This window comes from Weizmannia sp. FSL W8-0401, assembly GCF_038009125.1.
GTDB classification, from domain to species: domain Bacteria; phylum Bacillota; class Bacilli; order Bacillales; family Bacillaceae_C; genus Weizmannia; species Weizmannia coagulans.
The window spans coordinates 2,074,798-2,094,499 of sequence record NZ_JBBPAG010000001.1; the positions used below are offsets into that span (position 1 = coordinate 2,074,798).

Sequence of the window (19,702 nt, forward strand, 5' to 3'; positions counted from 1 at the left end):
TTTCTTACAGATTGTCGAGCATTTGGCGGATGCGTTTCATGTCGCTTGCGGATACAAGCGTTGATTTACGCAGCTGGCGTTTTTGTTTTGTCACTTTATTTGCGAACAAATGGCTTCTGTAAGCGTGGGAACGTTTCAGGCTGCCGGAGCCGGTTTTCTTAAAACGCTTGGCAGAGCCGCGGTGAGTTTTCATTTTTGGCATGATTAGTCCTCCTTAAGTTGGCGTTACTTCTTCTCTGTTTTTGGTGTGAGCACTAAGAACATGCTCCGTCCGTCCATTTTCGGTTTGGATTCGACCGTGGCGACTTCGGCACATGCTTCTGCAAACCGGTCGAGGACACGCTGCCCGATTTCTTTATGGGTAATGGCGCGGCCTTTAAAGCGGATCGAGGCTTTTACCTTATCGCCTTTTTCCAAAAACTTAATGGCATTGCGGAGTTTTGTATTAAAGTCATGTTCTTCGATGGTCGGGCTCAAACGAACCTCTTTTACGTTAATGATTTTTTGTTTTTTTCGTGCTTCCCTGTCTTTTTTCTGCATCTCGAAACGGTATTTTCCGTAATCCATGATGCGGGCAACAGGCGGTTTTGCGTTTGGCGCAACAAGTACAAGGTCAAGGTTGGCACGTGCCGCAATCTCCAATGCTTCGTTCCGGGATTTAACCCCCATCTGTTCACCGTTTTGGCCGATTAAACGGACTTCGCGGGCACGAATGCCTTCGTTCACCATCATGTCTTTGCTAATAATGAGCCACCTCCAAGATAATTTCAAACAAACGTGTGAATATATCGCTTGCGAAAAAGCCCTGAACGTACTGTACACGAAAAAAAAGCGCAGGGAACACACCCGCGCTTATAGTCACAATCATCAATAGATACCTGGCAACTGCACCATTGCGTCAACAGGTGAGAAGCGGGCTGCTCCTTCTTTTCACAAACTTATATTCAATTCCACTCCATTATTGTATCACTTTACCGTATCCATGTCAATTTGCAAGAATCCCGAAAAATCTGTTTAACTTTTTTGGCTCAACATGCGTTATTTTATCAAACCGGCAGAGAAATCGCAAGTGTTTTTTTGGTCTCCTCTCTGAAGTGCTTAATGAAAATGCTTGTCTTTGTTGAAACAAAAGCTTCTAAAAATAAAGTTTTTACATCAAGCCTGAGCATCTATTTACATGCTTTTTTCGGTAGGCAAGAGAGCGACATTTTATATAAAATGAACGGAAATCGGATCAAATGTAAATCAATTTTTCATTTTCCCCTCCTAACCATGCCACCGGTTTCAATCCAATTTTCCGATAATAGCCGTGCGTTCCATTTATCTCCTTTTTTATCTACTTAATTTCACATACGTATGGTCAATCTCCACAACTTTTGGCAGTTTTCTCATTCTTCCGCTTCCCATATAAAACAGTGCCAGGACAAACAGCCCTATTCCAAAAAAGCTCATGGTAAGCTGGACGGAAGTGATCTTGGCCATCACGCCGCCGATCAATGATCCTGCCGGCATCGCAAGCGATAGCAAACTCACATTGATGGTATTGACCCGCCCTAACATTTGTTCATCAGGCAATTGCTGAAATATGGCAGAAAACAAAACATTGATGGCGCCAATAGATAACTCGGAAATAAACATAAGCGTATAAACATACCATATCGAAACATTGCTCAATAAAATCATAAAAAGCCAGGACAACCCGGAGAGCAAAAAGCCTGCAGCCAATATTTTGCCAAATGGAAATATCCGGCTGATTTTATCCGCACCTGCTGCTCCTGCCAAAGCCCCTAAGCCCAAAGCCGCTGTCATGATGCCGTAGGATGAAGCGCCTTCGCCCGTAGTATTGGCGAAAGAAGGCAATACGACCATTACAATTGCGAAAAAAAAGTTTAAAAACAGCAAGGGGATTAATAATTGCAAGATGAAAGGCTGTTTGACAAACGATATTCCTTCTTTAAAATCCCGTTTGTACGCCTGCCATTCTTCCCGTACGCTCCCGGTTTGCTTGCTTCTTTTTACCTGTACTTTTAAAAACAAAAACAGAGTGGATGAGAGTATAAAAAGAAGCGAATTCATACCGAGCACCATCGACATCGAGAAAGCGGCAAGGATAAACCCGGCAATCCCATTAAAGAAAAAATCCGAACCCTTATATGCAATGGACATGAGTGAATTGGCCTTGACGAGATCTTTCTTTTCCACGGCTTTCGGCAATAATACGCTCTCTAACGGGTAAGTCAGTTCCGATAAAAACGAAAGAACCGGGATGGAAAGCAACAGCAGCCAGACATTCATGATTCCATACTTGCTTAAAACAACAAGAAAAAGCAGTAAGCCGGCTTGTAAAACGCTTGCTGTAACCAGCAATTTTTTTGCATTTATTTTGTCAAGAACCGGGCCGTAAAATAAGCTCAGCACCTCTGTCAGCGAAAATAAGAATCCGGCAAATCCGGTATAGACCGTCGAGTTCCCCCCTAATTTTAAAACCATCCACATCATGGCAATATAATAAACACTATCCCCAATATTGGTGAACAGCCTGCCAAAAAACAACGCATTAAAATGACGATTCCGAAATAAGTGCATTGGGCTCCGTCCCCTTCCCCTGTGCCAACCCATTTTTTCCTCTATTATATAATAAAAAGCACCCTGCAAATCTGCAGGGTGCGTGATTTCTTGTCTGTTTTACCGTTTTATTTCTTCTTTTATCTTGCTGAGGAAGGTGTCGACCGGCACCGTTTCCGTTTGTTTCTCGCCGTACTTGCGGACATTGACCGTGTTGTCGGCAGCTTCCTGGTCGCCGACAACGAGCGCGTACGGGATTTTTTGCACTTGGGCTTCACGGATCCGGTAGCCCAGTTTTTCATCGCGGTCGTCCAGTTCAACGCGGACTCCTTCAGACTTAAGCGTTTCTTGGACTTTCCGCGCATAGTCATAATGGGCATCCGGCGATACCGGAATCACTTGTACCTGGACCGGTGCCAGCCATGTCGGGAACGCCCCTTTGTATTCCTCGATCAAATAAGCGACAAACCGTTCCATTGTCGAAACAACGCCGCGGTGGATGACAACCGGGCGGTGCGGCTTGCCGTCTTCCCCGACATACGTCAGGTCAAACCGTTCCGGGAGCAAGAAGTCAAGCTGCACGGTTGACAATGTTTCGTCTTTGCCAAGCGCCGTGCGGACCTGGACGTCGAGCTTCGGGCCGTAAAATGCGGCTTCGCCTTCCGCTTCGTAATAGTCAAAACCAAAATCATCCATCGTTTCTTTCAGCATCGCCTGTGCCTTGTTCCACATTTCATCATCATCATAATACTTGTCCGTATTTTCCGGGTCACGGTACGACAAGCGGAACGAGTAGTCGGTAATGTTGAAATCTTTATAGACCTCAAGAATCAGTTCAACCACGCGCTTGAATTCTTCCTTAATCTGGTCCGGGCGCACGAAAATATGGGCATCATTCAGTGTCATGCCGCGCACCCGTTGCAGGCCGGAGAGCGCACCTGACATTTCATAACGGTGCATGAGCCCGAGTTCGGCAATCCGGATCGGCAATTCGCGGTAGCTGTGGATCGTATTTTTATACACCATCATATGGTGCGGGCAGTTCATCGGGCGCAACACGAGTTCTTCATTGTCCATTTTCATGACCGGGAACATATCTTCCTGGTAATGGTCCCAGTGGCCGCTCGTTTTATACAGGTCCACGCTGCCAAGCACCGGCGTATAGACGTGGTCATAGCCGAGTTTGACTTCCTTGTCGACAATATACCGTTCAATGATGCGGCGGATCGTTGCGCCTTTTGGCAGCCAGAGCGGCAGGCCTTGTCCGACTTTTTGCGAGTTCGTGAAAAGTTCGAGTTCTTTCCCAATTTTCCTGTGGTCGCGTTCTTTTGCTTCTTCCAGGAATTTCAAATGGGCCTCGAGATCCTCTTTCTTGAAGAAAGCCGTCCCGTATATGCGCTGCATCATTTTGTTGTTGCTGTCGCCGCGCCAGTATGCACCGGCAATGCTTAATAATTTGAATTCCTTGATTTTTCCGGTTGACGGCACATGGACGCCGCGGCACAGGTCAACAAATTCGCCCTGTTCATAAACCGTGACCGTTTCGTCCGGAATCGCATCAATCAGTTCAAGCTTGTATTCATCATTCGCAAATATGTTTCTGGCTTCGTCACGGGATACGACTTTGCGGACAATTTCAAGGTTTTCCGCAGCAATTTTTTTCATTTCCTTTTCAATTTTCGGCAAGTCTTCCGGCGTGATCGACGCGTCAAGATCCATATCGTAATAAAATCCGTTTTCAATTGCAGGGCCGACGCCAAACTTGACATTGCCATACAGGCGGCGGACAGCCTGTGCCATTAAATGTGCCGTGCTGTGGCGCAGAATGCCAAGCGCATCTTCATGCTCAGGGGTGACGATTTCAATTGCGCCGTCTTCTTCAATCGGTGTGCGCAAATCGAGCAGTTTGCCGTTCAGTTTGCCGGCGAGCGCCTTTTTCCGGAGGCCCGGGCTGATCGATTGGGCAATCTCTTCCGTTGTTGTCCCAAATGGAAATTCCTTTAAAGCGCCATCTGGAAATGTGATTTTTACGATCTCTGCCATATGTCCCACTCCTTTAAAAATGATGTCAACGCGGGTGGCCGCAAGAACAAAGCAAAAAAATAAAACCCGTCCCCGGCAAGGGACGAGTTTTGTACACGCGGTTCCACCCTCATTTCCGCACGTCTCCACGTACGGCTTGAGTTTGATAACGGAAATATCCGCCAGCCGCTACTGATTTTGTTCACGGCTGAAGTTCGGAGGCGGTAAGCATCCTGCCCGTGCCGGAAAGCTTGCAGCCTGGGGCTTTCCTCTCTGAAAGGCGGTAACAGAATCCTGTTGTCCTCGTCATCACATTGAATTTTTCATTTCCAATTGATTATGTAAGTAATTATAGAAGTTTGCAATGAAAAAATCAAGGGATAGCCGATGGATTTTGTTGCCGTGCTGCATTGCCCCGGTTCAAGGCCCCCTTTTTATCATTCGCTGGCGGCGAGCTGATCGTGCATAAAGTGCATCCGGCTTTTCACGGCCACCCGTTCTTCAAAAATATTGCATATCGTACGGATCAAAGCATGGTCCGGGGTATCCGTATAAATTTCAATGCGGGCAGGCGCAATCGATAAAAGCGGTGCAATCGTGACAGAGTCAATATAGACAGGGTGGTTGGACAGAAGCCTGCGGTCAATCAGCCCATCCAGTTCTTCCCTCGTCATTTCCCGGAATTGGCCGTTGTAAAATTTCACCTGTTCCCCGAGGCAGAGCTTTATTTTTTCTCTTTTTGGTTCTTTTTGCTTCAAGTAATCCCTCAAGCTTTGCACAAAAATCTGGTATTCCTGTTCCATTTTGTATTCGTCAATCGCAATACCGATGTATCGGTCAAGGCAGTCAAAATAGCCTTTTAAGCGGAACGTCAGCACGGAAGCGAGCGGCAATGTGCGCGATTCGCCAACCAGCGGTGCGACCGCCCCTTCGATGGCGGCACGTTCTTCAATCCCGCCCGCCATATCCGTCAGCTCCGGCCGCTCTCCTTTCAGCATGCCGGCCACGATTTCGAGTATCCGGTTTTGCTCTTCTTTCGCCCGAAAAAAATAGGCTTGGTGCAATTGATTGCAAATCCACTCGTTTCTTTTTTTCTTCATGATAAAATCTGCAACGGCCGCCTGCAGTTCCTTTTTACTGCCGGCCGCTTCCACCACATAATGTATTTTCCCATGCAGCACTGCTTCCCGGATTTTCACAGCGCGCCCTTTTTCCTTTGCAAAATATGCTTTTATCCATAATGCATCATCCTTGTCCCTGATCAGGAATTCCAATCCAAGCCCCCCCTGTACGGTAAAACATGCTCGTTTGCTTTACCTTATGTATATGAAGGGGCACCGGCAAATAGAAGGCGGCAAAGCGTTACGAAATGAAAAAGGCGGGCCCCCTTCATATAAGGGTCAGGCCCGCTGGTTCGGCCCCTCCATCCGGACAGGGACGCTTAAATATTTAATGCGCTCAAGGATGCGCGCGGCTTTCAATTCTTCCTTTTCCCCGCGCTGGGTATAAGTGAAATGGTATTCTAAATCCTCATAGCTGAAATTGGATGTAAAAAAAGTGGGAAGGTCTTCCTGCATCCTGTATTGGAGAATCGGGCCGAGCACTTCATCCCGCGTCCAGCTCGAGTTCGTTTCCGCGCCGATATCATCCAGCATCAATACGGGCACTTGTTTCACCATATCCAGCTTTTCCCCGGTGGAGTGGTCGCCGATGGAATCCTTCATTTCGCGGAAAAACTCGGGCACATACACAATTAAAGAAGAGACCTGTTTCCGGTCCGCCAGCTCGTTCGCAATCGCACCAAGCAAATACGATTTCCCGACGCCGAAATTGCCGAATAAATATAACCCCTTCATTTTTTTGCCCGGCTCGTATTCACGGACAAAGCGATGCGCAAAATCGTATGCATCCAGGCGCCCCGTTTGTTCAAGGAAAAAATCGCCAAAGGATGCCGCCAGTATTTTTTTCGGCATGTGCATGCTTTGGATCAGCCTGCGCGTTTTATTGCGCTCATCCTCCAATATTTTCTTCTGGCACCTTTTATAGTGGATCTCAATATTGCCATGTTCAATAACAAGTTCCGGCACATATCCTTTCATCATATTCACGCATTCGCCAAGGCTTTTGCACCGGCTGCAATTTTTTTCCTGTGAAATGAATTCGTACAGTTTCATCCAGCTTTTTTCAATCATCGATCTTGTGACTTCGCCGCGGTGTGCATCCAAAAAAGCGCGGACGTCGGGATGCGTGATGATTTCCTGCTTCATTTCTTCATAACGCTTGCGGAAACCGGGATTGGATGAAAGCCTTTTGAGCGTCTCGTTTATGTTTTCCACCGCCTTCACCCTTTCTTGTATTGTTCACGTATTTTTTCAAGCCTTTTCCTTTTCTCTTCCAATGACTCCCCATCGGCTTGGACTGCGGCCGCAGCGGTTTTTTGGTCTTCTTTTTTAAACCAGTCCGGCAGCTTCTCAACACGGACCGGCTTTCTCCGTCCGGTGCCGTTTTTCTCTTTATTGTTCAGCCATTGTTTGTACTGGCGGTCTTCTTTTTTGGCAAACGCCATCGCTTCCTTAGCGGTTTTCAGTTTTTTGCGCGCCCAGTGGGAGGCCACTTTTTCCAAATAATTTTTCGACAGTTTCATATCGGTTTTAAATAAAACATATTGGATCAATACATTTACAACCCCGAGGGGAAGCTGCTGGGCAAACATGACTTCTTCAATGGCGGCAAGATCTGCTTTCGCCGGTTCGCTGCCGCCTGAAAAATCGATGAGCATTTGCCGTGGAGAGGTCGTTTCCAGGTAGCGGAGGAATTTCTCCTCATCGTTTTCCGGCTCTTTTTGTTCTTTCGCATCCGTTTCTGGCTGGAAGCGGTCAACAAGGCGCGGCAGTTCATCATGATGCTCAATCTGGAACCAGCTGCGCGCGATTTTCCGCAAATCCTCCACCCGGATTTCCAAGTCCGCCGTCAATGCCTGGAGTAAAATTTTCTTCATGTCCAGTTCATTTAAACCGTATAAAAATGAAAGCTTGACAATCGCTTCCCTTACTTCTGGCGTGATGGCGCGCAGCGGAATCAGGTCGTCACGCAAGTTTGCATATAAAAGGTCAAAATTGAAATGGGTGTTTTCGATTTTAATGACCGGGGCGGCGTTTTTTTCGATATAGCGGCGGTTTTCCTCCAGCCGGCTGAGTTGCTGTGCTTCTGCGTCATTCAGCACTTCGGGGCCGATTTTTGCGGCATACACATCCTGGAATGAGCGGGTGATGTCCCGGTACTCGCCCGGTTCTACGGCACGGTCGGAAAAGAAGTTTTTCAACCGCAGGAAATGTGTCCTGCCGAGCTGCCGGTACAGGAAAACATTTAACAAACCGTCGTTAAAAAACTGTTCCGGGGACAGGGGCGGCTGCAGTTCGTATATAAACATGCGGATGTCGTCCGTTTGTTTCATATATGTTTTCAAAAGCCCGATGCCTTCAAGTTTCAGCCGGGCTTCGTAAATTTCGGACAGATTCATGGACAAAAAGCTCATCAGGTGGTAATGGTTCCAGTCTTCAGACCAGAGCCGGCCGACTTCCACTTCATTCCACAGTGTCATATACAGGCTGTAACATTGCGGCCCGATTAACGGCTGGTACAGGAGCGAAATGACCTTTTGATCATAATCCTGGAGCAGGCCGTTCGACGATGCGCGGTAACGGTCAGCCGGCTGTATTTCATTCCATATCTGTTTCATAAAAGGCACTCCGTTTAAGCATTCTTGTTGAGCAGTTCTTTCAGTTCATCGAGAAAAACATTCAAATCTTTAAACTGGCGGTAAACGGAAGCAAAGCGGACATAGGCCACTTCATCCACTTTTGACAGCCTGTCCATGACCATTTCCCCGATCAGGGTGGAACTGACTTCTGTATATCCTTGCCTGCGGATTTCTTTTTCGATCTCCATGGAGATTTTTTCAAGCTGGTCCAGCGACACAGGCCGTTTTTCACACGCTTTAATCAGCCCGCGCAAAATTTTCTCACGGTTAAATTCTTCGCGGTTGCCGTCCTTTTTCACGACAATGAGCGGGGTTTCTTCCACTTTTTCAAACGTGGTGAAGCGGTAAGAGCAGTCTTCGCATTCACGCCTTCTGCGGATGGAACGGCCTTCGTCGACCGGCCTTGAATCGATCACACGCGTATTGTTGCTATGGCAAGACGGACATTTCATATGAACCCCCCGTTCTGATACATTCTTATTACCATCATATATAAAAGAAGGCGAATAGACAACAGATTGCCATTAGAAAAACGGGATGAAAAATCACCCCGCACGTTTTTGGAAAGCTTCTGTACCTGTTGCGGCACCGAATGCCGGCCTCGGGCTTCCTTCCGCCGCCATAAAGGATCCCTGACGTTTTATGAACCGCCATTTTTTACTTCCGGCCGTAGTGGATCCACAGCCTGTTTTCCTTTTCTTCCATTTTAATTCCCCGAAAGCCGGCGGCAAGTTTTTCTTTTTGCGCGCTGAAGTCATTCATCGGGATCGGGGTGACTTCCCGGCAGGCAGGCGGAACCGGTTCGTACAGGTCTTTCACGAATACATAGCGCGTAAGGCCGCCGTATTTTTCGGTCAGGGCCGCAATTTGCATGCCCTGTGCAAATTTATCTTTCAAGCTGGGCATGTTAAAGGGCGCGACCGTACAGCAAATATAGCGGAAGGAATGGCCTTCCTTCCCGAGTTCTTCCATAATCACGCCGGCGAGTATTTTTTGCAGACGATTGCCGCGATACGCCGGCAGCACAACGGAAATTTCCTGATAGATGACTTTTGCCAATTCACTGCCGGATAATCCGATATCAATCCCGAGGTGTTCTTCATCAACAGGCGGAACAAGCAGCGCCCGGAAAGCGATTAAATCATTCATCTATTGGCCAACAGCGTTTAGGCTCCCTGTTCCAGCCGTTTTCAACAATTACCCGATAAAGGAAACGGAGCAGGCTGGTGCTGCTCCGTTCGGTTCAGGCAATATTGATTTTTCCGGTCTCTTCCATTTTTTCCGCGACGAGCTGTGCCAGTTGTACGACGCGGCAAGAATAGCCCCATTCATTATCGTACCAGGCCAGCACCTTGACTTTGCTTCCATCCATGACTATCGTGGATAAGCCGTCGACAATGGCCGAATACGGATTTGTCGTATAATCGGAAGAAACGAGCGGCACTTCTGTATAGTCCAAAATGCCTTTCAGCGAACCTTTCGCCGCCGCCTTAAATGCATCGTTCACTTCGTCTGCCGTCACTTCTTTTTTCAAATCGACGACAAGGTCCACCAGTGATACATCCGGGGTCGGAACGCGCAGCGCCATGCCGTGCAGTTTCCCTTTCAGCTGCGGGAGGACAAGGCCTAACGCTTTTGCCGCCCCGGTTGTCGTCGGAATGATCGATTCGGCACAGGCCCGGGCACGCCTTAAATCTTTATGCGGATTGTCGGTATTGTTCTGGTCATTCGTATAAGAATGGACCGTTGTCATCAGGCCGTTTACAATCCCGAATTGTTCATCAAGCACTTTCGCGACCGGCGCCAGGCAGTTTGTGGTGCAGGAAGCGTTAGAGATAATATGATGCCGTTCGATATCTAAAACGTTTTCATTTACCCCTAAAACAATGGTGGCATCCTCATTCTTTCCGGGTGCTGTCAGCAGCACTTTTTTCGCGCCTGCCTGGAGATGGAGCGCGGCTTTTTCCCTCGCATTGAATTTTCCTGTTGCTTCAATCACCACATCGATATCCATTTTTTTCCATGGCAGCCGGGCCGGATCACGCTCCGCCAAAAGCCGGATGCGTTTGCCGTTTACAATAAGCGCTTCCTCCCCCTCTTCCGCTTCCACTTCCCCCGGAAATACGCCGTGGATGGTGTCATATTTAATCAAATGTGCCAGTGTTTCCGCCGGATAGCAGGCATTCACCGCCACAATATTTAAAGTGTCATCCATCATGGCTTTTCTGAAAACCATCCTGCCGATGCGGCCTAGGCCATTAATCGCAATTTTTGTTTCCACAGTGCAGACAACTCCTTCGAATAATAAATGACATACTTTTAATCCATTATTCATCAATTAGTATATCATATTTTAAAAGTTATGTAGCGTTATTTCCCTATTTTTGTATAAAAAAAACCATGATGTACCCCATCATGGAACGAGCTGCCAATCTGACACGATTTTTTCAAGCTGCTGCTTTGTTTCCTCCGGGCTGCCATTGTTGTCGATCACCGCATCCGCCAATGCCTTTTTTTCGCTCAGCGGCATCTGCGCCCGGATCCGCATCTGCGCTTCTTTTTCTGAAAGGCCGTTGCGGGCCATTAATCTCTTTAATTGCGTTTCTTCATCCACGTAAACGAGGATGGTGCGTTCAACCATATAGGTGAGCCGGCTTTCAAACAGGAGCGGGATATCCAGAAAGACGGTTTTTTCCCCATTTTCAATTGCCCGGTCCTTTTCCCGCGTCATCCAGGCGCGGACTGCAGGGTGGACAATACTGTTCAGTTTCATCCGGAGTGCTTCATCCGCAAAAATGAGTGCCCCGAGTTTTTTACGGTCAATCGTGAGATCTTCCAGCAAAATCCCTTCGCCGAACGCTTCAATGATTTGTTCATATGCCGGTTCGCCGGGTTCGACAACTTTTCTTGCGGCAATATCCGCATCGACAATCGTAAACCCTTTTGCTTTCAGCATATTGGACACCGTGCTTTTGCCGCTTGCAATCCCGCCTGTTAAGCCGATAATCTTTGCCATATTCCCACCTGCCTTGTTAAAACTTGCATATACCGATCAAAATGAGGAGAACACCTGGTATAAAGGAAATTTTCCGGATCCATTGCAGCCGGGAAAACAGCATGCCGAGCCGGATGCCGGAAGAGACAAGCAAAAAGCTCATGCCGGCAACAAGGAAACTGAGCAGAAACGGGGAATAGCCCATGATGCCCGCACCGATCCCGGCGCCAAATGCATCGAGCGAGAGCGCAATCCCGAGCATGACCGCTTCGATTCCGGTAATGGCCCCGGAACGGTCAAAATCCGCGCTCGTCGGTTTTTTCAAAATATGGATGACGACGCCCAAAGAGCGGATTTCAAAGTTGAGCACGACTTTTTCCCCGGGTTCTTCTTCTTTTTCGTCGTTTGACCGGAAAAACTGGATCATCACCCATCCCCCGATCAAAATTAAAATCACGCCGCCAATCCGGTTTGCCGTTTCCGGGCGAATCCAGTGGAGCAGGCTCTTCCCGAACAGCACGGAAAGAAATAAAGAGGCCCCCGAACAAACGGCGATGATGAGAAGGGACTTAAGCGGAATCTTCATCTTCCGCAGCCCATATGTAAAACCGGTGCTGAAATTATCCATGCTGACCGCCAATGCCAATAGCAAAATCGAAAGCCGGAAACCCACGGCCATCGCCCCTTCCGTTTTGCATCGCTGCTATCAGTGTATGGAGGGGGCCTGACCAATGTTCATCCCGTTATCTGCGTTTCTTTTGGCAGTTCGGGCAGTAATGGGTGCCGCGGCCTGCTGTAACCATCTTTTCAATCGGGGTGCCGCATTTCCGGCACGGCTCCCCTTTCCGGCCGTAAACATACAGTTCGAGCTGGAACATGCCCATCTGCCCTTGTGAATTTACATAGGAACGGACCGTGCTGCCGCCTTTTTCAACGGCTTCCTGCAGCGTTTGGATGATCTCGCTGTGTAAAAGATGCACGTCTTTTTTTGTCAGCGACTTTGCTTTCCGCTCCGGAAAGATGCGGGCGCGGAACAAGGCTTCGTCCACATAAATATTCCCGAGCCCGGAAATGACCGTCTGATCGAGCAAACAGGATTTGACATTGCGTTCCGTTTTCTTTAATTTGCCGTATAAATATTTTTCCGTAAACGCATCGGATAACGGCTCAGGGCCGAGTTTCGAAAGCGGGAGCGAGGACAGTTCCTCCCCCTTTAAAAACAGATGCATCGTCCCGAATTTGCGGACATCTTTGTACCTTAGTTCCTTCCCGGATTGAAAATGAAAAATCATATGCGTATGCTTTTCAACCGGCTCATTTTGGCCATAAACCCGGTACCGCCCTTCCATGCGCAAATGGGAGACAAGCGCATAATGGTCCGTGTAAAAAATGAGAAATTTGCCGCGCCGCCCGAGCGAACGGATCGTTTCACCGGCCAGGGCATCGGCAAACGCCTCTGTGTTAAGCGGCTTTTTGACCATTTTCGGCAAAAGCACCGTTACGCTTTCAATCGTTTCGCCGGCAACGAGCTGTGCCAGCGTTCTTCGTATCGTTTCCACTTCCGGTAATTCCGGCATTGCTTTTTCCTCTTTTCTTTCTTTGTTGCCTGCAGCTATTTTGCATCAAACCAGGTCGGCCCGTATGCAGAATCCACTTTCAGGGGAGCAGCGAGATCTACGGCATGCTCCATCACTTCCGGCACAATTTCTTTCAGCACTTCAATTTCTTCTTCCGGCGCTTCGAAAATCAGCTCATCATGGACCTGCAGCAGCAGCCGCGCCCGCAGCTTTTCTTTTTTCAGCCTTTTTGCCATATCGATCATCGCTTTTTTAATTATATCGGCTGCGCTTCCCTGGATCGGGGTATTCATGGCCGTCCTTTCAGCAAAACTGCGCAAGTTGAAATTCCGGCTTGAAATTTCCGGCAAGTAACGCCGCCGCTTTAAAAGGGTGGAGACATAGCCTTTTTGCTTGGCTTCTCTGACAGTTTCATCCATATATTCCTTGACGCGCGGGTAGGATGCAAAATACCGTTTGATAAATTCGCCGGCTTCCTTGCGGGTAATGCCGAGATTTTGCGAAAGCCCGTAGTCGCTGATGCCGTATACGATCCCGAAGTTGACCGCTTTTGCCTGGCGCCGCATCTCAGGCGTTACTTCTTCCGCTTTTACATGGAAAACTTCCATCGCCGTTTTTGTGTGGATATCCATGCCTTCGCGGAACGCTTCAATCAGCTTTTCATCGCCGGAAATATGGGCGAGCACCCGCAACTCTACCTGCGAGTAATCCGACGAAAAAATGAGCCAGCCTTCTTCCGACGGGACAAACGCCTGGCGGATTTTCCGGCCTTCTTCCATTCGGATCGGGATATTTTGCAAATTCGGATCCGTCGAGCTGAGGCGGCCGGTTTGCGTCAAAGCCTGGTTAAAACGCGTATGGACTTTGCCATCCCGGTGGACCACTTTTAAAAGCCCCTCAATATAGGTGGACTGCAATTTCCCAAGCTGCCGGTAATGAAGGATTTCCCTGACGATTTCGTGGGCAGGTTCCAATTTTTCCAGCACATCGGCAGACGTGGAGTATCCCGTTTTTGTTTTTTTAATGACCGGCAGCCCCATTTTTTCAAAAAGAATGGTGCCAAGCTGCTTCGGCGAATTGATATTGAATTCAGTGCCGGCCATACTGTAAATCCGCTGCTCAATCTCATGGAGCCGGAGTTTAAATTCTTCACCCATTTCTTTTAAACGGTCCGTATCGACTTTCACGCCGATGTATTCCATATCCGCCAGAATAAGGGACAGCGGGAGCTCGAGTTGTTCAAACAGTTCAAGCTGGCCGTTGTCTTTGAGCGCTTTTGTGCAAGGTTCGCAAAGGGCATCAATCGCTTCCGCTTTCCGGGAAATATGCTCGGCATACCGTTTTTCCCCGGGCAGCTTCCGTTTCGCGCCTTTTCCGTAGACGGCCTCATCGGTTTCCACATTCCCATAATCATGCGTTTTTGCCACCGAAGCAAAATCTTCGACCGTATCGGAAGGATTCAAAAGATAAGAAACGAGCAGCAGGTCAAAGCCGGTCCCGCGCAGTTCCATGCCGTACCGCCTCAAAGCGACAATCGAACGTTTTGCATCATAGACGTGCTTGATTTTACTTTCATCTTCCACCCATCTTTTGAACGCTTCGGAAGCAAGTGCGTCTTCCGCCCGGAGGAAAAAGAGCCCTTTTTCGTTTTTTAAACCGAACCCGATGATCTCGCCCGTATGGTAATTTTCATCGAGGATCTCCACATAAAAAGAAGAGACATCCGCAAACAAGTTGTCCGTAATGTCTTCGGCGATTGAAAAAGAAATAGCTTCCAGTGCCGGTTTTTCTTCCGTCCGGGCGCCCCCGCCCATTTTTTCAAGCATCGATTTAAAGCCCAATTCCTGGTACAAATGCCGCAATTTTTCCGGGTCGGCGTGCCTGTATGCCGCCTGTTCAATGGAAATCGAAAGCGGAATGTCGCGGTGGATGGTGGCGAGTTCTTTGCTCATCAGCGCCTGTTCTTTGTGCGCCTCCAATTTTTCCTGCAGTTTTTTTCCAGATACTTCCCCGATATGGCTAAGCAGCTCTTCCACCGTCGGGAACTGTTTTAACAGCTTAATGGCTGTTTTTTCCCCGATCCCCGGCACGCCGGGAATGTTATCGGATGAATCACCCATCAGCCCTTTCATGTCGATGATCTGGTGCGGCTTTAACCCGTATTTTTCCTCGACATGCGCCGGCGTGTAGGCTTCCATATCGGTGATCCCTTTACGTGTAATCATGACCGTTGTTTTCGGCGAGACTAGTTGCGTCATATCTTTGTCGCCGGAAATGACTTTAACAGTAAACCCTTCTTCTTCCGCTTTTTTCGACAGGGTGCCGATAATGTCATCCGCTTCGTAATTTTCCAGTTCATACCGTTCAATCCCGTGGGCATCGAGCAGTTCCCGGATCAGCGGGAACTGCTCGGACAGTTCCGGCGGGGTTTTTTGGCGCGTTCCTTTGTATTCGCTGTATGTTTCGTGGCGGAAGGTCGTTTTGCCGGCATCAAACGCCACCAAAATATGCGTCGGCTTTTCTTCTTCCAATATTTTGGTAAGCATCATCGTAAAGCCGTACACCGCATTTGTATGTATGCCTTTGTCATTGTTTAAAAGCGGCAAAGCAAAAAACGCTCTGTAGGCAATGCTGTTTCCATCAATTAAAATCAATTTTTTCAAAACCAAAACCTCCCGGAAAAATGGAGAATATCCGTTCATATTCCTTTCCCCATTTTACCATGATTCGGCGCAAAGGAAAAATCGCGGCGCTTTTTAAAAAAAGAAACGAAATATTGCCGCTCTGTTGCCGCCGGGAAAGGCGCGATCATCGCTTTTTCCGGCAGGTTTTAAAGGAGCAGGCACGAAAAAAAGCCCCAAACCCTTCGTGCGGATTTGGAGCAGAATTTTTCTGTTTATACGAGTGCATCCATGACTTTCCGGACGGAAGCGGCGGATTTGTCAAGCGCTGCTTTTTCTTCCGGTGTCAAATCGAGTTCGATGATTTTTTCAAGGCCGTTGCCGCCCAAAATGACCGGAATGCCGAGATAAATGCCGTTATAGCCGTATTCGCCTTCGAGATAAGCAACGGCGGGCAGGATGCGGCGCTGGTCTTTGGCAATGGCTTCTACCATTTCCGTTAATGCCGATGCCGGCGCATAATAAGCACTGCCGTTGCCAAGCAGGTTCACGATTTCCCCGCCGCCTTTTCTTGTCCGTTCCACAATTTTATCAAGGCGCTCTTTTGGAATCAATGTTTCAAGCGGAATGCCGCCTGCGTAAGAATAGCGGACGAGCGGCACCATCTCATCGCCATGGCCGCCGAGCACAAAACCGGTAACGTCTTTGACGGAGACGTCCAGTTCCTCTGCGACGAAAGCGCGGAATCTTGCCGTGTCGAGGACACCCGACTGGCCGATTACACGGTTTTTCGGAAAACCGGATGTTTGAAAAACGGTGTAAGTCATCGCATCAACCGGGTTCGTCAGTACAATCAGCACGGCATTTGGCGAGTATTTTACAATTTCCTTTGTCACGTTTTCCATGATCCTTTGGTTTGTCTGGACGAGGTCATCCCGGCTCATCCCCGGTTTGCGCGCAACGCCCGCGGTGATGACGACGATATCGGAATCCTTTGTGTCTGCATAATCCGACGTGCCGGTGATCCTGGCATCAAACCCCTGTACCGGGGATGCTTCAAACATGTCCAAGGCTTTCCCCTTTACCGGATTTTCCAATTGCGGGATGTCAACGAGCACCACATCCCCCAGTTCTTTTTGGGCAATCAGAAATGCCGTTGTCGCCCCTGTAAAACCGCCGCCAATAACCGATATTTTTTTCCTTTTCAGCATGACGAGCCCCCTTTGTTAAGTGTCAGCCGGCTGTTAAAAAGCAGCCGGCCTGCCGTAAATCATTTGTCTGTTATTCCGCCATGTTTTTGATCAGTTCATCGCCGAATTCAGAGCATTTGACTTCCCTCGCGCCATCCATCAGGCGGGCAAAGTCGTATGTGACAACTTTGGAAGCGATCGTTTTTTCCATCGAACCGGTAATCAATTTTGCCGCTTCATTCCAGCCCAGATGTTCGAGCATCAAAACACCCGACAAAATAACAGATGAAGGGTTCACTTTATCCAAGCCGGCATATTTCGGCGCCGTTCCGTGCGTCGCTTCGAAAATGGCATGGCCGGTTTCGTAGTTGATGTTCGCGCCAGGGGCAATCCCGATGCCGCCGACTTGTGCGGCGAGCGCATCCGAAATGTAGTCGCCGTTTAAGTTCATCGTTGCCACGACGTCAAATTCGCGCGGGCGGGTCAAAATTTGCTGCAGGAAAATATCGGCAATCGCATCTTTGATGATGATCTTGCCGTTTGCTTCTGCTTCCTTCTGCGCCTGGTTGGCAGCATCCGCGCCTTTTTCTTCTTTAATGCGGTCGTATTCGGACCAGGTAAAGACTTTATCGCCGAATTCCCTTTCCGCCAGTTCATAACCCCAGTTTTTAAACGCGCCTTCCGTAAATTTCATAATATTGCCTTTATGTACGAGCGTAACGGATTTGCGTCCTTCTTTGATCGCATAGTTAATCGCGGCGCGCACCAGCCGTTCCGTGCCTTCCTTCGATACCGGTTTGATGCCGATGCCGGAAGTTTCCGGGAAGCGGATCTTTTTTACGCCCATTTCATTTTGCAAAAACGAAATGACTTTTTTCACTTCCGGCGAACCTTCTTTATATTCAATGCCGGCATAAATGTCTTCCGTGTTTTCGCGGAAAATGACCATATCGGTATCCTGCGGGCGTTTGACCGGGGAAGGGACGCCATCAAAATAACGGACAGGGCGCAGGCAGACGAATAAGTCGAGTTCCTGGCGCAGCGCAACATTCAGCGAACGGATCCCGCCGCCGACCGGAGTGGTTAACGGCCCTTTAATGGCAATGAAATATTCGCGGATCGTGTCAAGCGTTTCCTGCGGCAGCCATTCCCCTGTTTTATTGAATGCTTTTTCCCCTGCATAGACTTCTTTCCAGACAATTTTCTTTTCGCCTTTATAGGCCTTTTCAACAGCCGCATCCAATACGCGCTGTGCAGCCGCCCAAATATCAGGGCCTGTGCCGTCCCCTTCGATAAATGGAATAATCGGGTGATTCGGTGTGTTTAATACGCCGTTTTCTACGGTGATCTTTTCTCCTTGTGCCATTTCAAAATCTCCTCCAGTCCCAATATCAGTTTATACTTGTGGTGTACACGGAATGGGCCGGCCCCGTGAATGGCCACAGGCCGGTCCTTCTCCAAAAAGCGCACGCTTGCCCGTCCCCGAAAGATTGAAAGGCACGGGCGGGCGTTTTAAAAAATCGCGAAAAATTTCAGCCGGGATTCCCCGCCTAGGTTTGCGTTACCGGTCTTCGAGCGGAACGTACTGGCGCATGCCCGGGCCGATATATTCCGCGCGCGGGCGGATAATCCGGTTGTTGGCGTATTGTTCCAGAATATGGGCAATCCATCCGGAAATGCGGCTGACGGCAAAAATCGGCGTGAACAGATCATGGTCGATGCCAAGGCAATGGTAGACAGATGCGGAATAAAAGTCCACATTGGCAGGAATGCCTTTTTCGCTCGTGACAATTTGCTCAATTTTTACCGACATATCATAATATTTACGCTGTCCGGTCAGCTCTGTCAATTTTTCCGACATTTTTTTTAGGTGTTTTGCGCGCGGATCGCCTTTTCTGTAAACGCGGTGGCCAAAACCCATGATTTTTTCTTTTTTCATGAATTTTTCATGCAGGTAATCTTCCACTTTATCGACCGAACCGATTTCCGTGAGCATTTTCATGACCTGCTCATTTGCGCCCCCGTGGAGCGGGCCTTTCAATGCGCCGATTGCAGCGGTAACGCCGGAATAGATGTCGGAAAGCGTCGCAACACAAACGCGTGCAGTAAAAGTGGATGCGTTCAGTTCATGGTCCGCATGCAGCACAAGCGCTTTATTAAAGGCCTCCACTTCAATCGGTTCCGGTTCCTTTCCTTTTAACATGTACAGGAAGTTTGCGGCAAAACCGAGATCTCTGCGCGGCGCGACAGGTTCCAGGCCTTTCCTGACTCTTGCGAAAGCGGCAACAATTGCCGGTATTTTTGCCTGCAGCCGGATGGCTTTGCGCAAGTTTGCTTCCCGGTCCATTGCATCTGCTTCATCATCGTACAGCGCAAGTGCGGAAACAGCGGTGCGGAGCGCGGCCATCGGGTGCACTTTCCCGATCGGATAAGTTTTAAAGCTGTCCAAAATTTCATTCGGCAAATCCATATGATCTGCCAGTTCCTGCTTAAATGTTTCCAGTTCGGATTTTGTCGGCAGTTTTAAATGCCACAGCAGGTAGACGACTTCTTCAAAGCTGGCTTTTTCCGCTAAATCATCAATGCCGTAGCCGACATATGTAAGCGTGTCATCGATGATCGAGCTGATTGAAGTTTCACTTGCAACGACCCCTTCCAGACCTCTTGTTGCTGTCATGCTTATCTCTCCTTCTCCTTAAGGTTGTTTCCCCCATCTCAAACGTAGATAAGTTGATTTCGGGGTATATATTTTTCTGCGGAATAAATAACGGTTGCCGGCCGGCAATATGCAAGCGATCACATACTCTATTATAATATAATAATTATATTTGTCTATTTTTTGACGTACATGCGCCCGCTTACATAAATCATTATAAACAATTTTCAAACACATTGGTACAGAAAAAATCCAAATTTCTTCTTTCAGTATAGCGCTTTCGCAGCCGTGCTGGCAATCATTTTGATTTTAGCAT

The 19,702-nt window shown here is 48.5% G+C and carries 16 protein-coding genes, 1 pseudogene and 2 other annotated features; all 17 genes and pseudogenes read right to left on the minus strand.

Translation table 11 applies throughout. The features are described from left to right. Positions 1 to 4: 4 nt before the first annotated feature. The 17 genes and pseudogenes from rpmI to citZ all read right to left on the minus strand — a co-directional run bounded on the left by rpmI (position 5) and on the right by citZ (position 19,407). Positions 5 to 202 carry a 50S ribosomal protein L35 gene (gene rpmI, locus NSU00_RS10165; RefSeq protein WP_013859898.1) on the minus strand — a complete coding sequence of 66 codons (198 nt, stop codon included), beginning with the start codon at positions 200 to 202 and terminating at the stop codon, positions 5 to 7. A gap of 23 nt (positions 203 to 225) precedes the next feature. After that, the gene (gene infC, locus NSU00_RS10170) at positions 226 to 747 is read right to left on the minus strand and encodes a translation initiation factor IF-3 (RefSeq protein WP_162096694.1); all 522 of its coding nucleotides are present in this window, start codon (positions 745 to 747) and stop codon (positions 226 to 228) included. Between the two features lie 72 nt (positions 748 to 819). Then, positions 820 to 935: a sequence feature (ribosomal protein L20 leader region), on the minus strand. A gap of 397 nt (positions 936 to 1,332) precedes the next feature. Continuing rightward, the gene (locus NSU00_RS10175; protein ID WP_340703636.1) at positions 1,333 to 2,586 is read right to left on the minus strand and encodes an MFS transporter; all 1,254 of its coding nucleotides are present in this window, start codon (positions 2,584 to 2,586) and stop codon (positions 1,333 to 1,335) included. A gap of 99 nt (positions 2,587 to 2,685) precedes the next feature. Then, a complete protein-coding gene (gene thrS / locus NSU00_RS10180; protein WP_029142484.1) occupies positions 2,686 to 4,608 on the minus strand; it encodes a threonine--tRNA ligase in 1,923 nt (640 codons plus the stop codon). Positions 4,609 to 4,683: 75 nt separating this feature from the next. After that, positions 4,684 to 4,906 (minus strand) — a binding site (T-box leader). Between the two features lie 118 nt (positions 4,907 to 5,024). Beyond that, the gene (locus NSU00_RS10185) at positions 5,025 to 5,861 is read right to left on the minus strand and encodes a putative sporulation protein YtxC (protein WP_340703637.1); all 837 of its coding nucleotides are present in this window, start codon (positions 5,859 to 5,861) and stop codon (positions 5,025 to 5,027) included. 126 nt (positions 5,862 to 5,987) lie between these two features. After that, a complete protein-coding gene (gene dnaI, locus NSU00_RS10190; RefSeq protein ID WP_029142485.1) occupies positions 5,988 to 6,932 on the minus strand; it encodes a primosomal protein DnaI in 945 nt (314 codons plus the stop codon). After that, complete coding sequence (locus tag NSU00_RS10195) at positions 6,929 to 8,326, minus strand: replication initiation and membrane attachment family protein (RefSeq protein ID WP_017554726.1); 1,398 nt, start codon at positions 8,324 to 8,326, stop codon at positions 6,929 to 6,931. The genes dnaI and NSU00_RS10195 overlap by 4 nt, the downstream gene beginning before the upstream one ends. A 14-nt stretch (positions 8,327 to 8,340) precedes the next feature. Next, positions 8,341 to 8,799 (minus strand): transcriptional regulator NrdR, encoded by a 459-nt coding sequence (gene nrdR / locus NSU00_RS10200; RefSeq protein ID WP_013859905.1) that lies wholly within the window; start codon positions 8,797 to 8,799, stop codon positions 8,341 to 8,343. Between the two features lie 205 nt (positions 8,800 to 9,004). After that, a pseudogene (locus NSU00_RS10205) lies at positions 9,005 to 9,493 on the minus strand (benzoate transporter); the annotation flags it as partial. Between the two features lie 97 nt (positions 9,494 to 9,590). After that, positions 9,591 to 10,628 carry a glyceraldehyde-3-phosphate dehydrogenase gene (locus NSU00_RS10210; protein ID WP_340703638.1) on the minus strand — a complete coding sequence of 346 codons (1,038 nt, stop codon included), beginning with the start codon at positions 10,626 to 10,628 and terminating at the stop codon, positions 9,591 to 9,593. A 132-nt stretch (positions 10,629 to 10,760) separates the two neighbouring features. Further along, complete coding sequence (gene coaE / locus NSU00_RS10215) at positions 10,761 to 11,363, minus strand: dephospho-CoA kinase (protein ID WP_118497776.1); 603 nt, start codon at positions 11,361 to 11,363, stop codon at positions 10,761 to 10,763. 16 nt (positions 11,364 to 11,379) lie between these two features. Then, positions 11,380 to 12,021 carry a sporulation membrane protein YtaF gene (gene ytaF / locus NSU00_RS10220; protein WP_041819248.1) on the minus strand — a complete coding sequence of 214 codons (642 nt, stop codon included), beginning with the start codon at positions 12,019 to 12,021 and terminating at the stop codon, positions 11,380 to 11,382. A 64-nt stretch (positions 12,022 to 12,085) separates the two neighbouring features. Further along, positions 12,086 to 12,919, minus strand: a complete 834-nt coding sequence (mutM, locus tag NSU00_RS10225) for a DNA-formamidopyrimidine glycosylase (RefSeq protein WP_013859910.1) — start codon at positions 12,917 to 12,919, stop codon at positions 12,086 to 12,088. Positions 12,920 to 12,954: 35 nt separating this feature from the next. After that, positions 12,955 to 15,582, minus strand: coding sequence for a DNA polymerase I (polA, locus tag NSU00_RS10230; protein ID WP_412734191.1), 2,628 nt, complete (start codon positions 15,580 to 15,582; stop codon positions 12,955 to 12,957). Positions 15,583 to 15,815: 233 nt separating this feature from the next. Beyond that, a complete protein-coding gene (gene mdh, locus NSU00_RS10235) occupies positions 15,816 to 16,751 on the minus strand; it encodes a malate dehydrogenase (protein WP_195850581.1) in 936 nt (311 codons plus the stop codon). 70 nt (positions 16,752 to 16,821) lie between these two features. Beyond that, a complete protein-coding gene (icd, locus tag NSU00_RS10240) occupies positions 16,822 to 18,096 on the minus strand; it encodes an NADP-dependent isocitrate dehydrogenase (protein ID WP_013859914.1) in 1,275 nt (424 codons plus the stop codon). Between the two features lie 195 nt (positions 18,097 to 18,291). Next, a complete protein-coding gene (citZ, locus tag NSU00_RS10245; RefSeq protein ID WP_340703639.1) occupies positions 18,292 to 19,407 on the minus strand; it encodes a citrate synthase in 1,116 nt (371 codons plus the stop codon). Between the last annotated feature and the right edge of the window lie 295 nt (positions 19,408 to 19,702).

Bases quoted from the DNA above. Each gene is read 5' to 3' on its own strand.
- rpmI (WP_013859898.1), bottom strand. From the start codon at position 202: ATGCCAAAAATGAAAACTCACCGCGGCTCTGCCAAGCGTTTTAAGAAA.
- NSU00_RS10175 (WP_340703636.1), bottom strand. From the start codon at position 2,586: ATGCACTTATTTCGGAATCGTCATTTTAATGCGTTGTTTTTTGGCAGG.
- thrS (WP_029142484.1), bottom strand. From the start codon at position 4,608: ATGGCAGAGATCGTAAAAATCACATTTCCAGATGGCGCTTTAAAGGAA.
- NSU00_RS10195 (WP_017554726.1), bottom strand. From the start codon at position 8,326: ATGAAACAGATATGGAATGAAATACAGCCGGCTGACCGTTACCGCGCA.
- nrdR (WP_013859905.1), bottom strand. From the start codon at position 8,799: ATGAAATGTCCGTCTTGCCATAGCAACAATACGCGTGTGATCGATTCA.
- coaE (WP_118497776.1), bottom strand. From the start codon at position 11,363: ATGGCAAAGATTATCGGCTTAACAGGCGGGATTGCAAGCGGCAAAAGC.
- ytaF (WP_041819248.1), bottom strand. From the start codon at position 12,021: ATGGCCGTGGGTTTCCGGCTTTCGATTTTGCTATTGGCATTGGCGGTC.
- mutM (WP_013859910.1), bottom strand. From the start codon at position 12,919: ATGCCGGAATTACCGGAAGTGGAAACGATACGAAGAACGCTGGCACAG.
- mdh (WP_195850581.1), bottom strand. From the start codon at position 16,751: ATGCTGAAAAGGAAAAAAATATCGGTTATTGGCGGCGGTTTTACAGGG.
- icd (WP_013859914.1), bottom strand. From the start codon at position 18,096: ATGGCACAAGGAGAAAAGATCACCGTAGAAAACGGCGTATTAAACACA.
- citZ (WP_340703639.1), bottom strand. From the start codon at position 19,407: ATGACAGCAACAAGAGGTCTGGAAGGGGTCGTTGCAAGTGAAACTTCA.